Origin of the sequence: Lacticaseibacillus zhaodongensis (assembly GCF_009687905.1) — a bacterium.
Taxonomy (GTDB): Bacteria; Bacillota; Bacilli; order Lactobacillales; family Lactobacillaceae; genus Lacticaseibacillus; species Lacticaseibacillus zhaodongensis.
Window position 1 is genome coordinate 65,359 of the sequence record NZ_BLBG01000005.1, and the last position, 18,462, is coordinate 83,820.

Annotated in this window: 12 protein-coding genes; 6 read left to right on the top strand and 6 right to left on the bottom strand. The window is 52.2% G+C overall.

Annotation, left to right across the window (positions count from 1 at the left end):
* Position 1: 1 nt before the first annotated feature.
* The 6 genes from GN107_RS05305 to GN107_RS05330 all read right to left on the bottom strand — a co-directional run bounded on the left by GN107_RS05305 (position 2) and on the right by GN107_RS05330 (position 12,599).
* Positions 2-877, bottom strand: coding sequence for a PTS mannose/fructose/sorbose/N-acetylgalactosamine transporter subunit IIC (locus GN107_RS05305; RefSeq protein WP_155286867.1), 876 nt, complete (start codon positions 875-877; stop codon positions 2-4).
* 40 nt (positions 878-917) lie between these two features.
* The gene (locus tag GN107_RS05310; protein WP_155286866.1) at positions 918-1,412 is read right to left on the bottom strand and encodes a PTS sugar transporter subunit IIB; all 495 of its coding nucleotides are present in this window, start codon (positions 1,410-1,412) and stop codon (positions 918-920) included.
* Between the two features lie 12 nt (positions 1,413-1,424).
* Complete coding sequence (locus tag GN107_RS05315; protein ID WP_155286865.1) at positions 1,425-1,865, bottom strand: PTS sugar transporter subunit IIA; 441 nt, start codon at positions 1,863-1,865, stop codon at positions 1,425-1,427.
* Positions 1,866-2,639: 774 nt separating this feature from the next.
* On the bottom strand, positions 2,640-2,957 hold the full coding sequence (locus GN107_RS05320; RefSeq protein ID WP_155286864.1) for a DUF202 domain-containing protein: 318 nt from the start codon (positions 2,955-2,957) through the stop codon (positions 2,640-2,642).
* 38 nt (positions 2,958-2,995) lie between these two features.
* Entirely contained in the window at positions 2,996-7,429 is a 4,434-nt protein-coding gene (locus GN107_RS05325; RefSeq protein ID WP_155288053.1) for a lectin-like domain-containing protein, read from the bottom strand.
* 469 nt (positions 7,430-7,898) lie between these two features.
* A complete protein-coding gene (locus tag GN107_RS05330; RefSeq protein WP_155286862.1) occupies positions 7,899-12,599 on the bottom strand; it encodes a lectin-like domain-containing protein in 4,701 nt (1,566 codons plus the stop codon).
* A gap of 592 nt (positions 12,600-13,191) precedes the next feature.
* Between GN107_RS05330 and GN107_RS11520 the strand changes: the two genes are divergently transcribed.
* From GN107_RS11520 to GN107_RS05360, 6 genes are all read left to right on the top strand, one after another.
* Entirely contained in the window at positions 13,192-13,731 is a 540-nt protein-coding gene (locus tag GN107_RS11520) for a helix-turn-helix domain-containing protein (RefSeq protein ID WP_155286861.1), read from the top strand.
* A complete protein-coding gene (locus tag GN107_RS05340; protein WP_196246263.1) occupies positions 13,731-14,576 on the top strand; it encodes an IS3 family transposase in 846 nt (281 codons plus the stop codon). The genes GN107_RS11520 and GN107_RS05340 overlap by 1 nt, the downstream gene beginning before the upstream one ends.
* 170 nt (positions 14,577-14,746) lie before the next feature.
* Entirely contained in the window at positions 14,747-15,646 is a 900-nt protein-coding gene (locus tag GN107_RS05345) for an aldo/keto reductase (RefSeq protein ID WP_155286859.1), read from the top strand.
* 61 nt (positions 15,647-15,707) lie between these two features.
* Positions 15,708-16,358 carry an HD domain-containing protein gene (locus GN107_RS05350; protein WP_155286858.1) on the top strand — a complete coding sequence of 217 codons (651 nt, stop codon included), beginning with the start codon at positions 15,708-15,710 and terminating at the stop codon, positions 16,356-16,358.
* A gap of 241 nt (positions 16,359-16,599) precedes the next feature.
* Positions 16,600-17,457: a helix-turn-helix domain-containing protein gene (locus tag GN107_RS05355; protein WP_155286857.1), complete on the top strand. Its 858-nt coding sequence runs from the start codon at positions 16,600-16,602 to the stop codon at positions 17,455-17,457.
* A gap of 38 nt (positions 17,458-17,495) precedes the next feature.
* Complete coding sequence (locus GN107_RS05360) at positions 17,496-18,395, top strand: helix-turn-helix domain-containing protein (protein ID WP_155286856.1); 900 nt, start codon at positions 17,496-17,498, stop codon at positions 18,393-18,395.
* Positions 18,396-18,462: the final 67 nt, after the last annotated feature.

Here is an 18,462-nt window from a genome sequence, read left to right on the forward strand (position 1 = left end):
ATTAGATATCCTCCTCTTCATCGTCGTCATCAACACCACCGGAACCGCTGGCCTGAGCAGCTGCTTTAGGACCAGAGCCGGAGTTGCCACCTTGCGCCATCTTGATTTCGTACATAACAATTGCAAACATGAGGGAAATAACGGTAACGGCAACCAGGTTCAGGTGCAGGGATGCACAGAACGTGAAGCCAACGAAGAATGGTACGAAATCAGCAACGTTGTTAATGATCTGCCGGAGCAAAATTGCGATCCCGACACATGGGAGCATGCCCCCAACGGTGAACAGGGTCTTCATTGCCAGACCGTCCATTGGCAGCGCGGTCCGCAGTGCGGTAACGGCGGTAGCACCGTAGTGAGTCAGCAGCATGGTTGGAATGAATGAGAACATTGCGTGGGAGATCCAAGGCCAGCCGAAGTTAACTGCGGTCAGCTTGTCCAGCTTGCCGGACTTAACGTCTTTCCAGCCGAATGACTGCCAAACCAGGTTCATGGTTGCGACGGCGTAGTAGAGCACGGTGCCGACAGTTCCAACCAGTGTCCCCACGGATTTTGCCAAGTTAGCGGCAGAACCACCGAGTGGGTTCAGACCCTGGGATGTGATGGCAACCATTGCCAGAGGAATCCCGATGTAAGAAATCGCCCGCACATCGGCAGAGACAGTGCCACCTGGGGTAACCAGCGCGATGTAAACCAGCTGCATCGCAACCCCACAGGCAATCCCGAGTTTCATGTCACCCATGACCAGGCCACAGACGAGGCCCCCGACTAGTGGCCGGCCGATGGTGTAGTTACCAACGGCTTGGCCGGCCATACATGAGTTTGAGCAAAGGCAAGCGAACAGTCCGAAGACGGCGGCTTGCACCCAACTAATTGTCATGATGTATACCTTCCTTTTTTATATTTGAATGGGTTCCGAATTAATAGCCGAAGCGAGACTTGAACTTGTCCCAGTTGCCGATCTTCTGGTCGGGCAGCAGGGCGAATTGAACGGTGTAACCGGCTTGCTCGATAGCTTCGAACGCGTCGGCTTCTTCTTGAGTGAAGGACTGGTTGTCACCAAGCTTGGTGGCGTTTGGCCGGTCGTTACCAGGACCAACGTTGACGGTCTTGATGTCGCTAGGCACGAACTTCTCGTCAACCAGGATCTTCTTCATGTCGAGCGGGCTCTTGGTGATCAGGAAGTAGCGGGTGTCGGAATTAAGCACGCGGTCCTGCACCTTGAGGAAGTGCTCCATGGTCCAAACGAAAGTCTTCTTGCCTGATGCAGCCTTGTAAGCCTCTTTCAAAATGGGGTTCTCGGCTGCTTTGTCGTTAACGGCGATGATGCCGTCGCAAGGGTACTCTTTGCCCCAGCGGGTAGTGATCAAGCCGTGAATCATCCGGTCATCAATACGTACAAAAGAAACGCTCATAACTGATCCTCCTTAAATATCGTCTTCGTCGTCATCCGCAGCGCTGGCTGCAGGGAGATTGAACTCTTTCATTGCGGCACCGGCCTCTTGCAGAGCCTGAGCCTTTAAATCCTCGTTACTCATCGTGTCCTTGCCCATTAAGGTCGTTAATGCCATTGGGAAGTTCATCCCGCCAAGTACCAGCGTGCCATCGAGCTTGTTCCGCTTGCTAAGTACCTTGCAGACGGTCGTTAGGGGACTGCCACCGATGATGTCAGCGAGAACAACGAAGCTGGTGTCATCAGGCAGGTTCTCCAACATGTCATTGAAGCGCCATTCCAGACTGTCGGCTGACTCGTCAGGATTCAAGCCGATACTGATGACGGAATTTGCGGCGTCACCGGCGAACATGGACAAGGTCTGCTTGAGACCAGCAGAGAAGTTACCGTGACTGACTAGCAGCAAATATTTCAAGTTACATACCTCCTTTCTCAATGAACTTGTACTTGTGTTGAAGCTTCTGCTCAGTTAGCGATGCGAACAGCGCGGTGGTTCGTGAACGATCAAAACTGACCTTATATAAATTGCTGTCGTAATTATACGAACGTATCGCCATGAGCACGATACAAAATCTAATTATTATCCATCAGTAGTTCTTTCATCCGAGTTGTTCGCAGCGGGTGGACAGATGCTGCTGCTCATTCACAAGCACGCCGTTAAATTAGCATTGTGAGCGTTTTCTGTCAACACGATTATTCAGAAAGCAGGCAGTCATCCGCATGACTGTTTTCATTGAAACGCTCATGCAAGACGGAGTCGGTGTATAAATGATCGTAAAAAGCAGCTGATTATAAGTAAGCACACGTACCAGAAAAGTATAGTAAGCATACATACATAAGGGTGAAGACGATTCATTGTTTGTATTAAATTGTTAATAATTTGGTCGATTTCGCATACAATATGCACCGACAACTGAATGCTTTGTGTGAACAGTTGTGACTGGTACCAAGAAAAATAGTCGTCAAAAACTTTCAAAAATATTTTTTGCTTGGCAGATAATGACTGGTCTTGGCATAGACCAAGTACCCGAGCGTACGCAACCCGCTGACAAAATGTTCACTATTTGCAATTGTCATGAACTCGCTGGATAAGAGACTTTGGCGGCAAAGTACTGTGCCTCATACCAACCCAAAAAGGCAGCTACTCGTCTCCGAATGGCTGCCTGGCAGCTTGATGCTGTGCCTAATTTTACTTCTGAATCTGCGGACCGACTGCTAATTCCAGTTTGGTCAAGTCGCGGACAGAATCAGCAAGCAGGGTCCGCAACTTTTGCTGCGCTTGCCAGCTTGTATAAGCAAAATTCAACATGCCTAACGCACCAGCGACAAACAGTGCGTAAGCAACAATTCGAGCCCAAATGGTTGCGGCGCGAAGGATGTACACGAGCACCAACGCCACGCCACTGACCAGAGCCGCCACCTGGAACCGGCGGGCCAATCTGCGGACGGATCGTTTTTGCTTGGCAATTTCTTCTTCGTATCCATAACGCAACTCCTTAATTGTCATGACTGTTGCCTCTCAGCTGTTAGTACTGAAACGGTGCCTTAATGTTGCCGCCGGTACATGCTGGCTATTCCCATAATGCCCAGTAAGAGCGCAACGCCAGCGAGAATGATGCCGTCTTCTTCCTCGAAGCCGGTTTGCGGGAGAATCCTGTTGCGCGACCGGATTTGGGATTGCTTGGGCGCGAGCATCTTGGTGGCACCAGCGGGAGTGGTGGCCGGTGCGTAAGTGTTGGCTAATTGTTGCGGTGATTTTGCCGGGGTGGTTGTGTCCAAATCTGCCTTGTTAGGTGCTTCCGGTGTGTCAGTTTCCGGTTCCGTTGGCGGCGTTTTTGGGGGGTCATCATCCGGAACTGGCTCTTCAGGAGTGGTCGGTTTGTCTGGCTGCTCAGGGGTGTCGGGCGTACCGGTGACAGGGGGTGGGGTTTCGCCGGTGTCAGCTGGGTTCTTTGCGTAGACGACGGTGTAGACGCTGTCCTTGTCGTCAAAATGGGTCGCCTGTTGCTCCGCTTTTGGCAGATTGTCCTGAACGATGTGGTAGCCTGCGATGCTTGGGTGTGCGGGGTGGGAGTAAGCCTGCTTGTCCCGGGAGTGAACAATGACGTTATCGCTGTCCTTCAATGTCCGGAGGAAGGTGACGGTGTCGGTGTGTGCTGTGGCAAGTTCATTACCATTCTCGTCCACGTAGCGCACTGTCTGTTTGATTTCGCGGTGCGTGACTTTTGCGGGTAATGGGGCGTACAAGATGTCGTACTCCTGGTCGGGGTCGTCAAACTTGATGTTACTGTGGTCATCGCCAGAGTTACGGGCAATGTGATGGTTCGGAATGTGGAGATGCTCGTTCCACGGCGCCACTGGCTGGATCACGGTGTCACTGTGTTCGCCAGTGGCCGGGTCCGTTTTACGGATGACCGTAATGGTGTGGGTAATATCTTCGTGAATGGGCTGGTTGTGGCTGATGCTCCAGTAATGGTAGGTGTGGTGAATGTCCCGGTGGGTAACGATGGGGTCGTCCTTCAGGTAAACAACCGTGTACTCCTGATTGGTGGAACCGTACTGGGCCTTCTGGTCGCTAGTGGCGCCGGCGGGACTGCTGATCACGTGGTATCCCTTAACGTAAGGGTTGTCCTGGTGCCCGAAGACGGGAGCAGTTTGCTTGTCGTGGAATTCGTCGGTGACTGGATCCTGGAAGCGGTCAAAGGTGACGCTGACGACAAAATCTTTTGCCAACTCAGTGCCCTGTTCATCCTGGTAGTGCACGGTCTTCGTGGCGGTGTACTCGTTGATGAAGACGTCCTGCTCCTTGGCGTAGTAAACCCAATACTCTTGATCTGTGCTGCCGTAGTGCGCGGGCTGGTCTTCAGTGGCTTCAGTGACGACACCGGAACACATCCAGTAACCCTTGATGTCAGGAAGATCTTGGTGCCCGAAGACTGGGGCGGTTTGCTGGTAACTGATTGCGCCAGTCAGCGGGTCTTCCAGCTTGGTGAAGGTGACCTCGCTGATGAAGTCATCTGCGAGCAGCGTCTTTTTGTCGGCAGTATCGGCGTAATGCACGGTCTTAGTCGCCGTGTACTGGCTGATCACGGTCGGCGCATTCTTGGCGTAAACAACCTTGCAATTGAAGCCGCTTGCCCCGTATTCGGCCTTTTGGTTGCTGGTTGCGGGCTCTGGACTACTGATCACGTGGTAGCCGAAAATCAGCGGGTTGCCCTGGTTACCAAAATACGGACTGGTCTGCGTGTAGGTGATTGCGCCCGTAATCGGGTCCTCTAACTTGGTGAAGGTGATTGCACTGACAAAATCTTTTGCCAGGCGGGTGTTGTTGACGCTGACGTATTGCACCGTTTTGGCCGCAGTGTATTGCTCGATCACTGTCGGCGCGTCCTTGGCGTAAACAACCGTGTACTCCTGATCAGCGACTCCGAATTTAGCCGTTTGGTTTGCGGTTGCGGCAGCTGGGCTGCTAATTACGTGGTAAGCGAAGATAATCGGGTTATCTTGGTGGCCAAACTCGGTGCTGGTTTGGCTGTAACTGATTCCGCCGGTGACGGGGTCCATGAACTTGGTGAAGGTAACTGAATCCGTGAAGTCGTGCGTCAGCTGCAGCCCGTGTTCATCGATGTAGTGGACGGTCTTCGTGGCGGTGTAATTACTGATTTTGATGGGATCGTTCTTCGCGTACACCACACTTAAGTCGCTGTCCTTGTCGCTGCGGTGCGCCACTAATTGGTCCGCTGTCGGCGCAGAGACAATGTGGTAGCCCTTGATATACGGGTTTTCCGGATGCGCGTAGCCGTGTTTATTCTGCGTGTAGGTCGCAGTGTGCGTGCTGGCAGCAAAGGTCCGCGTGAAGGTGACTGTATCAGCGTTTTTGGGGTGGAGGATGTTGCCATCAGTGTCGACATAATGGATAGTTTGTGTGGCCTGATGCTGAGTGACTTCCGGCGGCAGGAACGCGTAGATCACGGTATATTCACCGCCCGCAGCGCCGAAGTGGAAGGAATCCTCATAGCCCGGCGCGTCTTGGATAATGTGGTAACCGGCAAAGTTGGGATTCTCTTGCCGCATTCTATCCGTGGTGATTTTATCCTTGATGGCATCGTTTTTGAGGTCGAATTCCCGCACGATTGTTGTGGTGTTGCTGTAGTCGGGAGCCAGTGTCTTGCCGGACACATCAACATAGTGGATGGTGCGGTTAATTGTCGTGGTGACGGCGTCCTTGTGGTAGACAACGGTCACAACGATATCTTTGGCGCTACTGGTAACGGTTTGCGCCGTTGTTGCCGCAAGTGGCGAGTCCACAATGGAGTAACCAGCTTTTTGCGGCACGTCCTGATAGCCCAAGCTTGCTTCCTTGGGATTGGCAGTCTGCTCCTGCGTCACTTTGTTGGTGTGCACTTCAAAATTGGCTGTGTCTGTGTAGTCAGCGAAGAGCGGCTGGCCTGCTTCATCGACATAGTGGATGGTCTTGGTGACCTGCTTCGTCTCGACGAGTTCGCCGGCAGTGAAGTGGACGTAGATGTCGCCGGGGATGGTGGTGAAGGTCAGTGCCCCGGAATTTTGGTCGTACTGCGTTCCTTTGCCTAGGGTGATTCCGTTCTGGAGATATTTACCATCGCTGGTCAAAAAATCCGTTGCATCTGCGATCATCTGGCCAACATCTGGATTGACGCTGTGCACTGGCCCAGTCAATTCCTGACTTGCAAACATTTCTTGCTCGTTGTTCGTGTCATCGACAAAATGCACCTGCACGACCCCGGTTGCGGTGTAGGTGAAGCGATAGATGCGGAACTGTTGCAAGTTGCGACTCTCACCGGTAGCGCCAGCAACGAAGAAGGCTAAGTCCTTGTTAGCTACGTACTGGCTGATGTTTTCCGTCCAGGTCTGTCGATCGTACCTGACCGTCAGATTTTTACTTTCGGCATCGTACACGATGCTGATGTCATTGAAGTCATTATCCTCGGGCTCCGCGATTGGTTTGGGTGCAGCAGCTTTGGGGTGGTCATCTTCATGCGTGAAAATTTTGTACTTTCCATTGACCTCTTCAGTGTGCACGAACGCGCCAAATGCGGTGCCGTTTCTCCGCGAGTGGAACTGATCAGGGTCGTGATCGAAATAACCTTTGTCACTACCGGTGCCATCTGGATCCCAGAAAGTGTCAGCCTTCCAGCCGAACGCGTCCGCAAGTCCGGCAAAGCCGAGGCCACCACCATCATGGCCAACATCTTGCGTTTGCCCGACATGGAAGCCAAAAGAGATTCCGTCCGCGCCCTCGGGTTGCGATTTATCGCCAAGGTTAATTTGCCCAACGAGCTCAAAACTCTGGTCACTGCTGATTTTGTTCTTGAGGGTCACGTTACCGCTCTGGTGCTTTCTGTCCGGAGTCAGCGTGACGATGCCTTCGCGTTCGTTGTAGTGCGCATCGCCAGAGACGTTGAAGTAGTCGGTGAAGTTATCTTTATCGACTGTGACGCGGCCATCACTTGTTTCGTCAGCGGCGGCGCGAGTTGCCTGCTGCGGGTCAAGTGCAGCATCACCAGCTGTACTTGCTGGTGACTGGGCGCCGGTGTCTGGTTCTGCTTGCTTTGCTTGGGTATCCGCTGCGGGTACTGCTAGCGTTTGCGGATCAGTAGCAGGCTGCTTCTTCTTGTTGTTGGCATTATCCTTAGCGGGCTTGTACTGACCTTTTTGCTGATCACGATTGCATTGTGCAGCCGCGCTCGGTTCGTTTTCACCACCAGCGGTTTCCTCATCAGTAGCGGGTGACTCGGATTCGGGTGTTCTGGCCTTCTGCTTGTCTTGACCATGATTCTGGGTGACGGTTACTGTTTCCGTTGCGGCTTCCGTTGGCGTTAGTTCGCCGCAACCAACGCCAAGTGTGGCTGCGAAGATGGCCGCGAAGAGCCAGTGTTTGCCTTGCTTGTACATTTTATAGTGGATCTTGGGTTCGCCTTTGGGTTGTTGCTTGTTCATGTTGATCTCCCTCACAATCTAATCTGGTGGACAGTCAGCGGCTTAGTTGTGCGCAATACAATGACGGATGTTATTAACAGGACTAAGGAAGGTGCCCGCTTGCTCAAAAACAGCCCCTTGAATTAATTAACTAATTGTCAGAAATTAATAACAAAGTTTGATGTTTAAATAGCAGTGATGCTTACATAAGTAATGCTTGCGTAAGCACTAATCAACTGCCTGTATTACGTAAAATGCTGCTCATTTCTAAACTACGAGTGAGTTTAACGAGGATTATTCAGGGGGTCAAAGTACCAAAATAAATAACCTTGTCAATTCAAGCTTTGTGGTATTTAGTTCGAAGCAATGGTTCAGGGGCTGTCATAAATTGCCGCAGAAGGAGCCCCGAAAATTCACCATTTTTGCATGTACGCAAAAAAACGCCCCCACCGTTATCAGTGGAGACGTTCGTGTCGCCGAAATGATTGTTCTAGTGTTCCCGTTTGCGGAATCCGAGCAGACCTAGCATGCTCATGAGCAGTGCCAGTCCGGCGGCGATGAGGCTAGGCTGCTTTTGCTCACCAGTCTGCGGGAGCTGCTTCGAAGTGGTAGCAGCATCCTTCATAGTCGAGGTGTCGGTGCTGCTACCAAACGTGTCCGCAAGCTGCTGCTGCGGATTGTCATTCTTCGTGCCAAATGTGTTTGGCAGGTCTGGCTCGTTTGGTTGGTCAGTACTTGGCTGCTCTGGCTGGTTCGGCACGAAGGTGTTCGGTAGCCCTGGATCTTCTGTTACCTGCGGGGTTGACGTTCCCGGCTGGCCGGGTTCAGATGGGTCCTTCGGTGGTAATTGAGGCGTGTTATCTGCTGGCATTGGATTCTTTGCGTAAACAACGCGGTAGGTCCGGCTTGCATCGCCGAACTGAACTGTTTCATCGGTGGTTGCGCCAGCGGGGATGATGAACGCCGTGTAACCTGGAATGTCCGGTACGGCCTGCCCGCTCAGGATCGCTTCACCCGGCTTTTGGCTCAGCACCGTGTTCGTAACGGTGCTGTCAGTTCCTGGCTGGCCGGTCCGCAAAAGCGTTACAGAAGTCGTGAATGGTTCGTGCAGCATTTTGCCAGACTCATCAACGTAGTAAACCGTCTTGGCGATGGTGCTGACGCTGTGTTCAGTTGGCAGTGGCGCGTAGACGACGGTGTATTCAATATTCTGACTGTTGAAGTCCACTGCCTGACTACTTGTCGGCGTGGCTGTGGCCACAACCTTGTGCTGGCTATCATCGTAAGCCGTGATGATTTGGTAGCCAGTAATGAACGGGTTGGTGATTCCAGCCAGAGTGGTCTGGCCATCAGCGACTGGCTGGCCGTTGATGGAGTAAGTGCTTGCTCCGGTGACCGCATCGACTGACTTGGTGATGGTGACGGATTCGGTGACGGGCGTTTGCAGCTCCGTGCCGTCAAGTTGCTTGTAGTTAACAGTCTTGGTGATGGTCGCGGTCGTGACGGTTGGCGCGTTCTTGGTGTAGACCACGGTGTTCACTGTAGTTTGAGCTTTACCATCAAAGGTAACGCCAGCGAAGGTGATTGTTTTGGCAGCCTCAACTGCTTGTGCTGGATTGGTAGCCTTTGTAAGTGCGTCGGCTTTTCCGGTCAGGTTCTCGGCCGCTGAACCTTTTGCCGTGTAACCAGTGAAATCCTTGATTTTTGGCGTTGCGTCGCTGTTCAGCGGCAGCTTGATGTCCGTGACGTCTTGGCCGTCAACTTGGTAGATATAGGTGTCATCGGCAACATCGTGCAACTGGGTGACCTCGATACTACTGGTGTCAGGGGTCGTGCTCAGTGAAGTTCCCTTGTCATCAACGTAGTAAGTCGTGCGGGTGAAGATTTTCGTGCCGACCTTGACTGGCACGTCCTTGGTGTAGACCACGGTGTAGACCACGTTCTGAGGCTTGCCGTCAAAGGTAACGCCAGCGAAGGTGATTGTTTTGGCAGCCTCAACCGCTTGTGCTGGATCGGTAGCCTTTGCAAGTGCGTCGGCTTTTCCGGTCAGGTTCTCGGTCGCTGAACCTTTTGCCGTGTAACCAGTGAAGTCCTTGATTTTTGGCGTTGCGTCGCTGTTCAGCGGTAGCTTGATGTCCGTGACGTCTTGGCCGTCAACCTGGTAGCTATAGGTGTCATCGGCAACATCGTGCAACTGGGTGACCTCGATACTACTGGTGTCAGGGGTTGTGCTCAGTGAAGTTCCCTTGTCGTCAACGTAGTAGGTTGTGCGGGTGAAGATTTTCGTGCCGACCTTGACTGGCGCGTCCTTGGTGTAGACCACGGTGTCGACCACGTTCTGAGGCTTGCCGTCAAAGGTAACGCCAGCGAAGGTGATTGTTTTAGCAGCCTCAACCGCTTGTGCTGGATTGGTAGCCTTTGTAAGTGCGTTGGAATCTCCGAGCAGCTTACCATCTGCCGAACCTTTAGCTGTGTAACCTGTCGGGCTCTTAATCGTTGGCTCCTGGTCTCGGTTTAATGGCAAACTGACGTCAGCGACAGCTTGATCATTGACCTGGTAGGTGTACTGGTCGGTTGCCACATTGTACAACCTAGTGACCGTTACGTCTGAAGTGTCTGGAGTCGCAAGTTGCTTACCCTTGTCATCAACGTAGTAAGTTGTGCGGGTAAAGGTTTTCGTGCCGGCCGCAATTGGCGTAGTGCTGGCGTAGACAACTGTGTTCTCGATGATAACTGGGTTGCCGTCAAAGGTGAGCTTGTCAAGACTGTTGATCAGGTTGCTAGTGACGGTAACCGTATTGGGATTGAGTTTAGTCAGGTCGACGGGCTCACCAGCTGGAAGTTTGCCATCAGTGTAGCCTTTGACGACTGCAGCAGTGATAATTGGGTTTGCAGCACCATCCAGCGTGACGGTATTCGTCTTCGCATCATTTGTAGCATTTGTCGCTTGCTCAAAGGTGTAGGTTTTTGCACCAGTCAACTTATCAGTGGTCTGGTGAACCGTGATGCTGCTTGTGTAGTCCGGACTAACAGTTGCGCCGGTCGTGTCAACGTAGTGGGTTGTCCGACTGATGGTTTGAGTGGCTTGCGCTGCTGGGTGCTTTAAGTGGATGAAAATCTCACTTGGTTTGTCGCCGAACGTAAATTTGCTGCCGTTGAACTGGGTGTTGGCGCCCAAAGTTGTGCTCTTGCCAACATCAGCGCCAACCAACTCGTAGCCTTTGCTTTCCAGTAGACCAACAGCTTTGCTGATGTCGTCATCAACTGCTGTCGACTGCGTTCCGAGTTCACCCTCGACTTGAGTGGTGATGTCTGTGCCGCCATCAATGGTGTCGAGCTTGATTTCATTGTCGGTGGGTAGGGTGGTCACATCGACATTGCTGTCGGTAATTAGCCCATTGTCGATGTAGTGAATGGTTGCGGTTGGCTTGGCGGTGAGAATCATGTTGACGGTGACGGCTTGCTGGTTCGTAGCGTTACCAGTTACTCCAGAAATGAAGAAGTAGAGTGTATCCGAGCCCGATTCAGCTTTAGCATTCGCGAGGTAATCAGCGAAATTGTGCGTCCACGTCTGGTTGTCGAACTTAACGGTCATGGTTCCATCAGGATCGTATGTGATTGTGTATGGGTGCCATGGAAACTTAGACGTGTCCGTCGGCATCTCTTCACCTTGATTGCCAAAAGGATAGTGGGGGCTGACAGCGCCAGGAGTCGGATTGCCGAGTTCCTGAGGGTTGGCTGCTTTGTCGGCATCACTAGTCCCGTAAATTGTGAAGACTTTCTGCTTTGTTGTTCCTTGATACGTGTATGGGTTTGTTTCGATGAAGGCCCCAAAAGGCGCGGCAATACCATGGCCCTTGTCGGCCGGGATTATTGGTTCACCGTAATGCAAGTCGCTTGGATCGCTCGTGATGGGGTAGGGATTTCCTTGATCATCAAATGCGGGATCCGGGGTGTATAAACTGAGATCTTCACTGCCGTCCCGGTAGGTATCGGCTTTCCAGCCAAAAGCGTATGGCAGGTCTGCAAAACCCAATGAACCACCGGCTGAACCGATATCTGTTGTTTTCCCACCGATGTGAAAACCGAATGAGATTCCATCTGCACCCTGAGGCCAGCTGCTTTGCCCCTTATCGCCCAGGTAGACCGCCCCGGAAATAGTGAAAGGCTTGGTGGTATCAATGCCTTCTTTTAAGGTCACGTTACCAGATTGCCACTGGACATCAGGAGTTAATGTGATGATACCGGTCTGGCTGTCGTACTGCGCTTTGTACTGACTGTCTGTGCTAGTGATATTGTTGTGATAATCTGCCAGGTAGCCGTTCTGTGTGAAGTACTGCAGAAAGTTGTCCTTGGTGATTTCAGTCTCGCCACCATCAGCCTTGACGCCAGCAATCTGCACACTTGCGTTTGGGTGCGCAGCCAGGTAGGTGCTGAGTGCTGCCGCGGTCGCACTGAAATCATCACTGCTTGAATCGACGGGGAGGTTGACCTGGATGTTTCCGTCAGCGTCCACGCTTGTTTTGGTACCGGCAGGCAGTTCCAGAAGGACAGTGGGCGCAGTTTTGGCACTAACGTCCGATGTGGCGGGGGCAGTCGTTTCAACTTCTGGAGTAGCGACTGACTGTTCGGCCTTTGCTGTAGGAGTTGGGGCAGGAGTGGTAGTGGTAGCCGCGGTTGCGGCTGCGGCTGTGGTACTGCTTGCAGTTGCAGCTTTGTCAGTCGTTGTCGTTGCGGCACTTGTCTCTGTTGGTGCTTGCGTCACTGCCGCCGTCTGCTTGACTTCTGATGTAATACTTGCGTTTTGTTCAGTGATTTCTTGCTGTGCGTTCGCGTTTGGCTCTGGCGTTTGCTCAGCATCACTATTGCTGTTCAGGTCGCTTGCGGCTGACTGGTCCGGCTCAGTGGCTGTAGTGCTAATAGTTTCATTGCTTGCGGATGTAATTGCCGCAGCAGCTGCTTGACTGCTTTGCAGTTGCTGCGTGTTGTTTTGGAGCCCATTATCACTCGTGGTGGCCGCGTCATCACTAGGCGTGGGGGCTTGTTCCGCCGCGTTAGCGCTAATTACTTGGCCCCCGCCCATGCCAACGCCGAGCACGCAAATAGCGGCAAACAGCCAGTGCTTACCTTGCTTGTACATCTTGTAGTGCAATTTCGAATCCCCAGAAAATACAATTTTCGACTTTCTCATAGTTAATCCTCCCAGCTCTGTGAATTGTCCATAGATAGTAATCAATCAAAGATAGCGGGGCCAAAAATTTGGACTCACAAAGATAAATAACAACAGTCTGACAAAGGTGGCTTTCTTAACAGCAACGCTGATTCAGAAGAGGAACGGTTAAAGCCATTAGTGTTTGTTATTAACCACTTAATATTTTAAGCTACCCGTTTTTAAATGGTGGTCATAATTGCCATAGCAAAATAGTTGAAAGCGCAATATTTACTATTAAAATTAATAAGTATCTTAAGCAATCACTAATTGCAAACGGCAGTACATTGGGCATCCTTGTTTCTAACATGGGTTTATGGGGTAGGTGAAAAATCGGGGGTGTGGTTGAACTGATTTTGACGTTAATAATTTGCTCTTGCTGTCGTGACACCGCAAACAATCGTTTAAGCTTTATCCGGCTGCAAACAGGGCTTCCTAGAATGTTTGCAGGTGGATCAGCATTAGTGGATAACACTGATGCGCATACACTGATATACACAAAAACACCCCCGCCAACATTTGAAGTGCCCCATAATTGTTAGACAAACAAATCTAACGATTGTGGGGTATTTCTATGACCAAATATTCAACCGAATTTAGAATTGAAGTCGTTCAAGCCTATTTGTCTGGGAAGTATTCATATCGATATTTGGCTAGCCATTATAAGATACCGAGTAATAGGACAATTCGTGAATGGGTCGCGCTAGCTCGTGCTCAAGGCTTGGAGTCCCTTCAACGTGCAAAGCATAAGCGTACTTACTCATTTGAAGAGAAGCTGGCCGTGGTAGACTATTATCAAACTCACGATGAGGGAATTGCCAAAGTTGCTGCTCACTTCGCAATCAATCCGGCGCAAGTATCAGTTTGGAGTCGGATCTTCAACGAAGTTGGACCGGCCGGTTTACGTCCTCGTCCCAAAGGGAGAAAGTCTAGCATGACCCAACGAAAACGCCAGGACGACGGTGATAAGCTGACGCCAAACGAAAAAGATAAGTTGGTCCAGGAGAACATGCGTCTTCGTAAGGAACTTTATCAGACGCAGATGGAACGGGATATTCTAAAAAAATTGAGGGCCGTATCGAAGAGCAAACAGCGGCCGCAAAAGCGGCAGTAGTGGATACGCTACGGTCTCAATATTCACTCAAGGCGTTGCTTGAAGCGACGCAGTTGCCTCGTGCAACGTTCTATGATCGACTGCACCGAAATCATAAACCAGACAAATATGCGGATTTAAAAGCCTTTATCTCAAAGAGCTTTCAAGATTCTCACGAGATTTATGGTTACCGTAGGATCTATAAACTCGCCCAGAAGGCACATTACAAAGTGTCACCTAATACGGTGCTTAGACTGATGGGAATGCTTGGCCTGGCGGTCACCATCTATTCACGGCATACCAGCGGCTATCATTCATACAAAGGTCATGTTGGGACTGTGAATGATAACCTGCTGCACCAACAGTTCAATGCTACTAAACCAAATACGGTTTTCCATACTGACGTGACGCAAGTCAAGTTACTAAATCATTCTTGGGGTTATATTTCCGCCATTATTGACGAAGCCAGCCGCGAGGTGGTTACGGTTATTGTTTCATCCCATGCCAATAAGGCACAGTTGAGACTTACAATTGATGACTTTGCCCTGAAATACTCATCGGATGCTATGTCGATAATGCACTCAGACCAAGGATGGCAATATCAAACGATGGAATACCAGACCGCGATGCGAAAACTCGGCGTTGTTCCAAGTATGTCTCGTAAGGGAAATTGTCACGACAATGCGCCAATAGAAAGCTTCTTTAGCTTGATGAAACGTGAGTGTCTGTACCGGCACATCATTCATTCTTTAGACGAACTGCGGGAGCTCGTTACAAACTATGTCAGTTGGTACAACACAAAGAGAATCTCTTTAAACAAAAATGGCCTGACCCCGGTAGAATATCGGGAACAGGCCATAGCCTAACTGCTATTGAATTGTCTAACTTTTTTGTTGCACTTCATTTTTGATGGCGGGGGTGCTCCTGTCTGCGCTGAGGCAAGTTAGCAGCGACTGCGATTTTGCTTGGAGCCGCATTCATTGCCCAAGCCGCTTGGTGTATCATTAAGGTGAACAATATGGAAGAAGGCAACATCATGGACTTAAATACAAAAGTAGAACTGAACAACGGCGTGAAGATGCCGATCTTTGGCCTCGGAGTCTGGAATACGGACAATGCGACCGCTGCGAAATCTGTTTACGCGGCTATCAAGCATGGCTACAAGATGATCGACACGGCTAAGCAGTACGGTAATGAAGCCGGCGTCGGCCGCGGCATCAAGCAGGCACTTGATGACGGGCTGATCAAGCGCGAAGACCTCTTCGTGACCTCAAAAGTCTGCAATAGCGACCAGGGTTACGATTTGGCGCTCGCCAAGTTCAGGGGTACCCTCAAGCGCCTGCAGCTCGACTACCTGGATCTGTACCTGATTCACTGGCCAGTTGATGGCCGCTACCTGGAGACCTGGCGTGCGCTGGTTGAGTTGCAAAAGCAGGGGCTCGTTCGCGCCATCGGGGTTTCCAACTTCGACGTGCAACGCCTGTCCGTAATTTTGCAGAACAGTGATGTCGTTCCGGCTGTGAACCAAATCGAGTTCAACCCGCAGATGCAGGAGAAGGACATGCTTGCGTACGCCGCTAAGCACAACATCCACATCGAAGGCTGGTCACCACTTGGCCACGGCAAGGCGATGAGTGACCCAACGATTGCGCTGGTTGCCGCCAAGCATAATGTCACCCCAGCCCAGGCCATCTTGCGTTTCGATGTCCAGTCTGGTGTCATCACGATTCCAAAGACCGTCCGCGAGCAGCGGATGGTGGAGAATGCCGACATTTGGAACTTCGAACTCGACGCTACCGACATGGCCGCCATCAAGAGCATCGACAAGGAAGAGCGGTCGCTCTGGTACGAATCCTTTGGCTGGTACGGCACCGACACGGATTACGGCATGCACACGCAGAAGTGGCCGGATTCAGCTGCCGATTATGACGACTAAGTAAAGTTTGCGGTGGGCTCGCCTTGGCGGGCACACTGCCTACATATATAGGAGAAACAAGATGACTGCAGAACACAAAATGCACGCATTATACGAGTACGCACTGCGCGTTCACGGCGGTGACAGCAGTGGCCACGGCATGGATCACATTGACCGGGTCCGCGCCAACGCGCAGGCGCTGCTGCAGGAGACTCCAGCCGCACCGGCGGACATTGTGATGGCGGCCGCGACGTTGCACGACACCTACGACGACAAGTTGGTGCCGGACGTGGCTGCGGCGCGAGCGCAAACGGAGCGGGTGCTGCTGGACAGCGGCTTTAGCGCGGCGGAGGCGACTGCTATTCTGACGATCATTGACCAGATGTCCTTCCACTACGGTCTTGACCATGAGGTGCACCTGACGCTGGCCGGGCAGCTCGTGCAGGACGCGGACCGGCTGGACGCAATCGGTGCGATCGGGATTGCCCGCGCCTTCGCGTACGGCGGGGCGCACGGCCGGCCACTGGCAAGCAAGGAGGCGCCGCAGAGCCACATGACCGGTGCCCAGTACCGCCAGGAAAAGAGTGGCACCATCAGCCACTTCCACGAGAAACTGCTGGGGCTGGCGGACACGTTAAACACCCCTGCTGCGCGCAAAATTGGAGCGCAGCGGACGCAGGTAATGCGTGACTTTTTGGCTGAATTCGCAGCTGAACAGGCGGGTTTACGTTAACACAAGTTATGCTATCCGCTGGCGCTTTGTGAATTCACAAGCATGCTTAAGCTTCCTTAATAGTCGTACCCACAACGGGTGCGGCTATTTTTGTGGGTGATTGTTTAGTTAGCAATTTTGCTTGTGGAATTGTAAAAATCGTTAAATTAGTTATTGAATCTCGCACGAGGCAATTTGGGAACCCTTCTATACTTAAACATATAAGAATAAGCATATTGAACAAACTGACGAGGTGATGAGGATGGCTGAAGGTCAGTTTGGGGCGGCGTTTCGGGAGTTGCGCCGTGCCAAAGGGTTTACCTTAAAGGAGGCGGCGGGGGATGTAGTCTCGCCTCAGTTTTTATCCCAGTTTGAACGCGGTGAGTCGCAGATTAGCTATGCACGGCTGAACGATGTCCTGACCAACATCCGCGTCAGTGTGAACGAGCTGGCGGCGATGAATGCCGTCAGTGGCCTGAACTGGGTCGATTTGTGGGCGGGCCAGCTCGACGCGGTGCAACGTGGCAATGACGGTAGCACGCTCGATAGCAGCATTGCGCCCGCTGGTCTGCGCGGCGTTGTGGGGGCAATCAATCGGCTTGCGCTCGTCTCACCGGGGCAAAGGCGGGGGCTGCTCAACAAAACGGAGCTGGCGGCGCTGACGCGGGTGGTCATGGTCCAGAAACACTACGGGGTGTTTGCCAACCTGGTGATTTTTTACGCGGCGCATGCACTGCCGGGAACCACGCGGCGGGTGGCTGCACAGCGGCTGGGCAATGCCAACGTCTGGGCGGAGACGCGCTACTTGCGGTCCGGCACAACTGTAGGTGCATTGTTCGCACTAGCAGAGACCGAAATTTACCTGCGCAATTATCTGCGGGCGGAGCTACTGATTAGTAATATTCGTGAACGCCTCATTATCAGTGATGTGTACGAACGGCTGGCGCTACGGCTGTTGGACGTCGAGCTAGCCCGAGTGCGTGGGGATGAGGAGCGGGCCTTAGCGATTCGCCACGGCATTTTGGCCACCTTGCAACTACTGGACGACCCGCGGGAGTACCACCGCTTCTCCCTGCACATGGACCGGGTGCTGCGCGAATTGACCCCAAGAAGTAAATAAGTAGAGTGTAAGTAGGAGAAAGGACGAAGGTATGCAAGATGATGGATTACAACTATGGAGCTGCCTTCAGAGAGCTCCGGCGTGACTTTGGTTTGCGCCAGAAGGACTTAGTTGTGGCTGGGCTAAGCGCGCAAACTGTTTCCCGTTTTGAAAAATACGACACTGGACTGAGCATTACCCGGGTTGCGGGTTTGCTGGGGCAGGTGCCGGCGACGATTTATGAGTATACGATCGTGCTCGAGACCGCCCCAATCGACGGCTTTGATGGCTTTTTGAATTACGTCTCACACCTTTCCACCCGCCCTGATGCACACGCGATGCTGGAAGCACTCGGTTTGCGGAACCGGATTCGCTACGCCGCGACGGGCAACATCGAGTTTCGGATGCGGGCGGTGATGCTGTCCGACAGCAAGGATGTGCATTTACGCGCTAGTGAGCGGAAGTCTGTCTTGGATTATCTGCAGCGGGTGCAGCACTGGACCAAGCTGGAGTTTATCCTGTTGCGGCGCAGCCTAGACACCGTGCTGGAGCTTACGGACGTGTTGCGGGTGTGGACGCAACTCACCGAGGATTTTGCCCACACCCAGGATGAACCGCGGCTGACGCAACGCATGACCGCTGTTCAGGCGCAGGCGCTACTGCACATCACCACGATGGCAATCAACAGCGACAACTTTTTCCTGGCCCACCGTTGCATTGATGTGCTCCACGGCCTGGATGCACTCAGCGGGGACACCAACAAGCAGTTCTGGTTGCGCAGTCTCGAAGCCAACCTGATGATGCGTGATCCGCAGTCGTCAACGCGTAGTGGCCGGGAGCTGTTAAAAGAGCTGATTGCGGCGAGTGAATTCGTTGAAGAACCCACTACTACTAGGCGATTGGAGAAGCTACTCGCGGACAGTGAAGAGTACCTGCGGAATTTGCCACAAAATGCCTAATAGGGGCTTGCCATATTCCCTAATCCGTTGTACTATATTTAAGCAGTTGTTTTTCAGAAACGGCTGA

Bases quoted from the DNA above. Each gene is read 5' to 3' on its own strand.
- GN107_RS05305 (WP_155286867.1), bottom strand. From the start codon at position 877: ATGACAATTAGTTGGGTGCAAGCCGCCGTCTTCGGACTGTTCGCTTGC.
- GN107_RS05310 (WP_155286866.1), bottom strand. From the start codon at position 1,412: ATGAGCGTTTCTTTTGTACGTATTGATGACCGGATGATTCACGGCTTG.
- GN107_RS05320 (WP_155286864.1), bottom strand. From the start codon at position 2,957: ATGACAATTAAGGAGTTGCGTTATGGATACGAAGAAGAAATTGCCAAG.
- GN107_RS05325 (WP_155288053.1), bottom strand. From the start codon at position 7,429: ATGAACAAGCAACAACCCAAAGGCGAACCCAAGATCCACTATAAAATG.
- GN107_RS05330 (WP_155286862.1), bottom strand. From the start codon at position 12,599: ATGAGAAAGTCGAAAATTGTATTTTCTGGGGATTCGAAATTGCACTAC.
- GN107_RS11520 (WP_155286861.1), top strand. From the start codon at position 13,192: ATGACCAAATATTCAACCGAATTTAGAATTGAAGTCGTTCAAGCCTAT.
- GN107_RS05345 (WP_155286859.1), top strand. From the start codon at position 14,747: ATGGACTTAAATACAAAAGTAGAACTGAACAACGGCGTGAAGATGCCG.
- GN107_RS05350 (WP_155286858.1), top strand. From the start codon at position 15,708: ATGACTGCAGAACACAAAATGCACGCATTATACGAGTACGCACTGCGC.
- GN107_RS05355 (WP_155286857.1), top strand. From the start codon at position 16,600: ATGGCTGAAGGTCAGTTTGGGGCGGCGTTTCGGGAGTTGCGCCGTGCC.
- GN107_RS05360 (WP_155286856.1), top strand. From the start codon at position 17,496: ATGATGGATTACAACTATGGAGCTGCCTTCAGAGAGCTCCGGCGTGAC.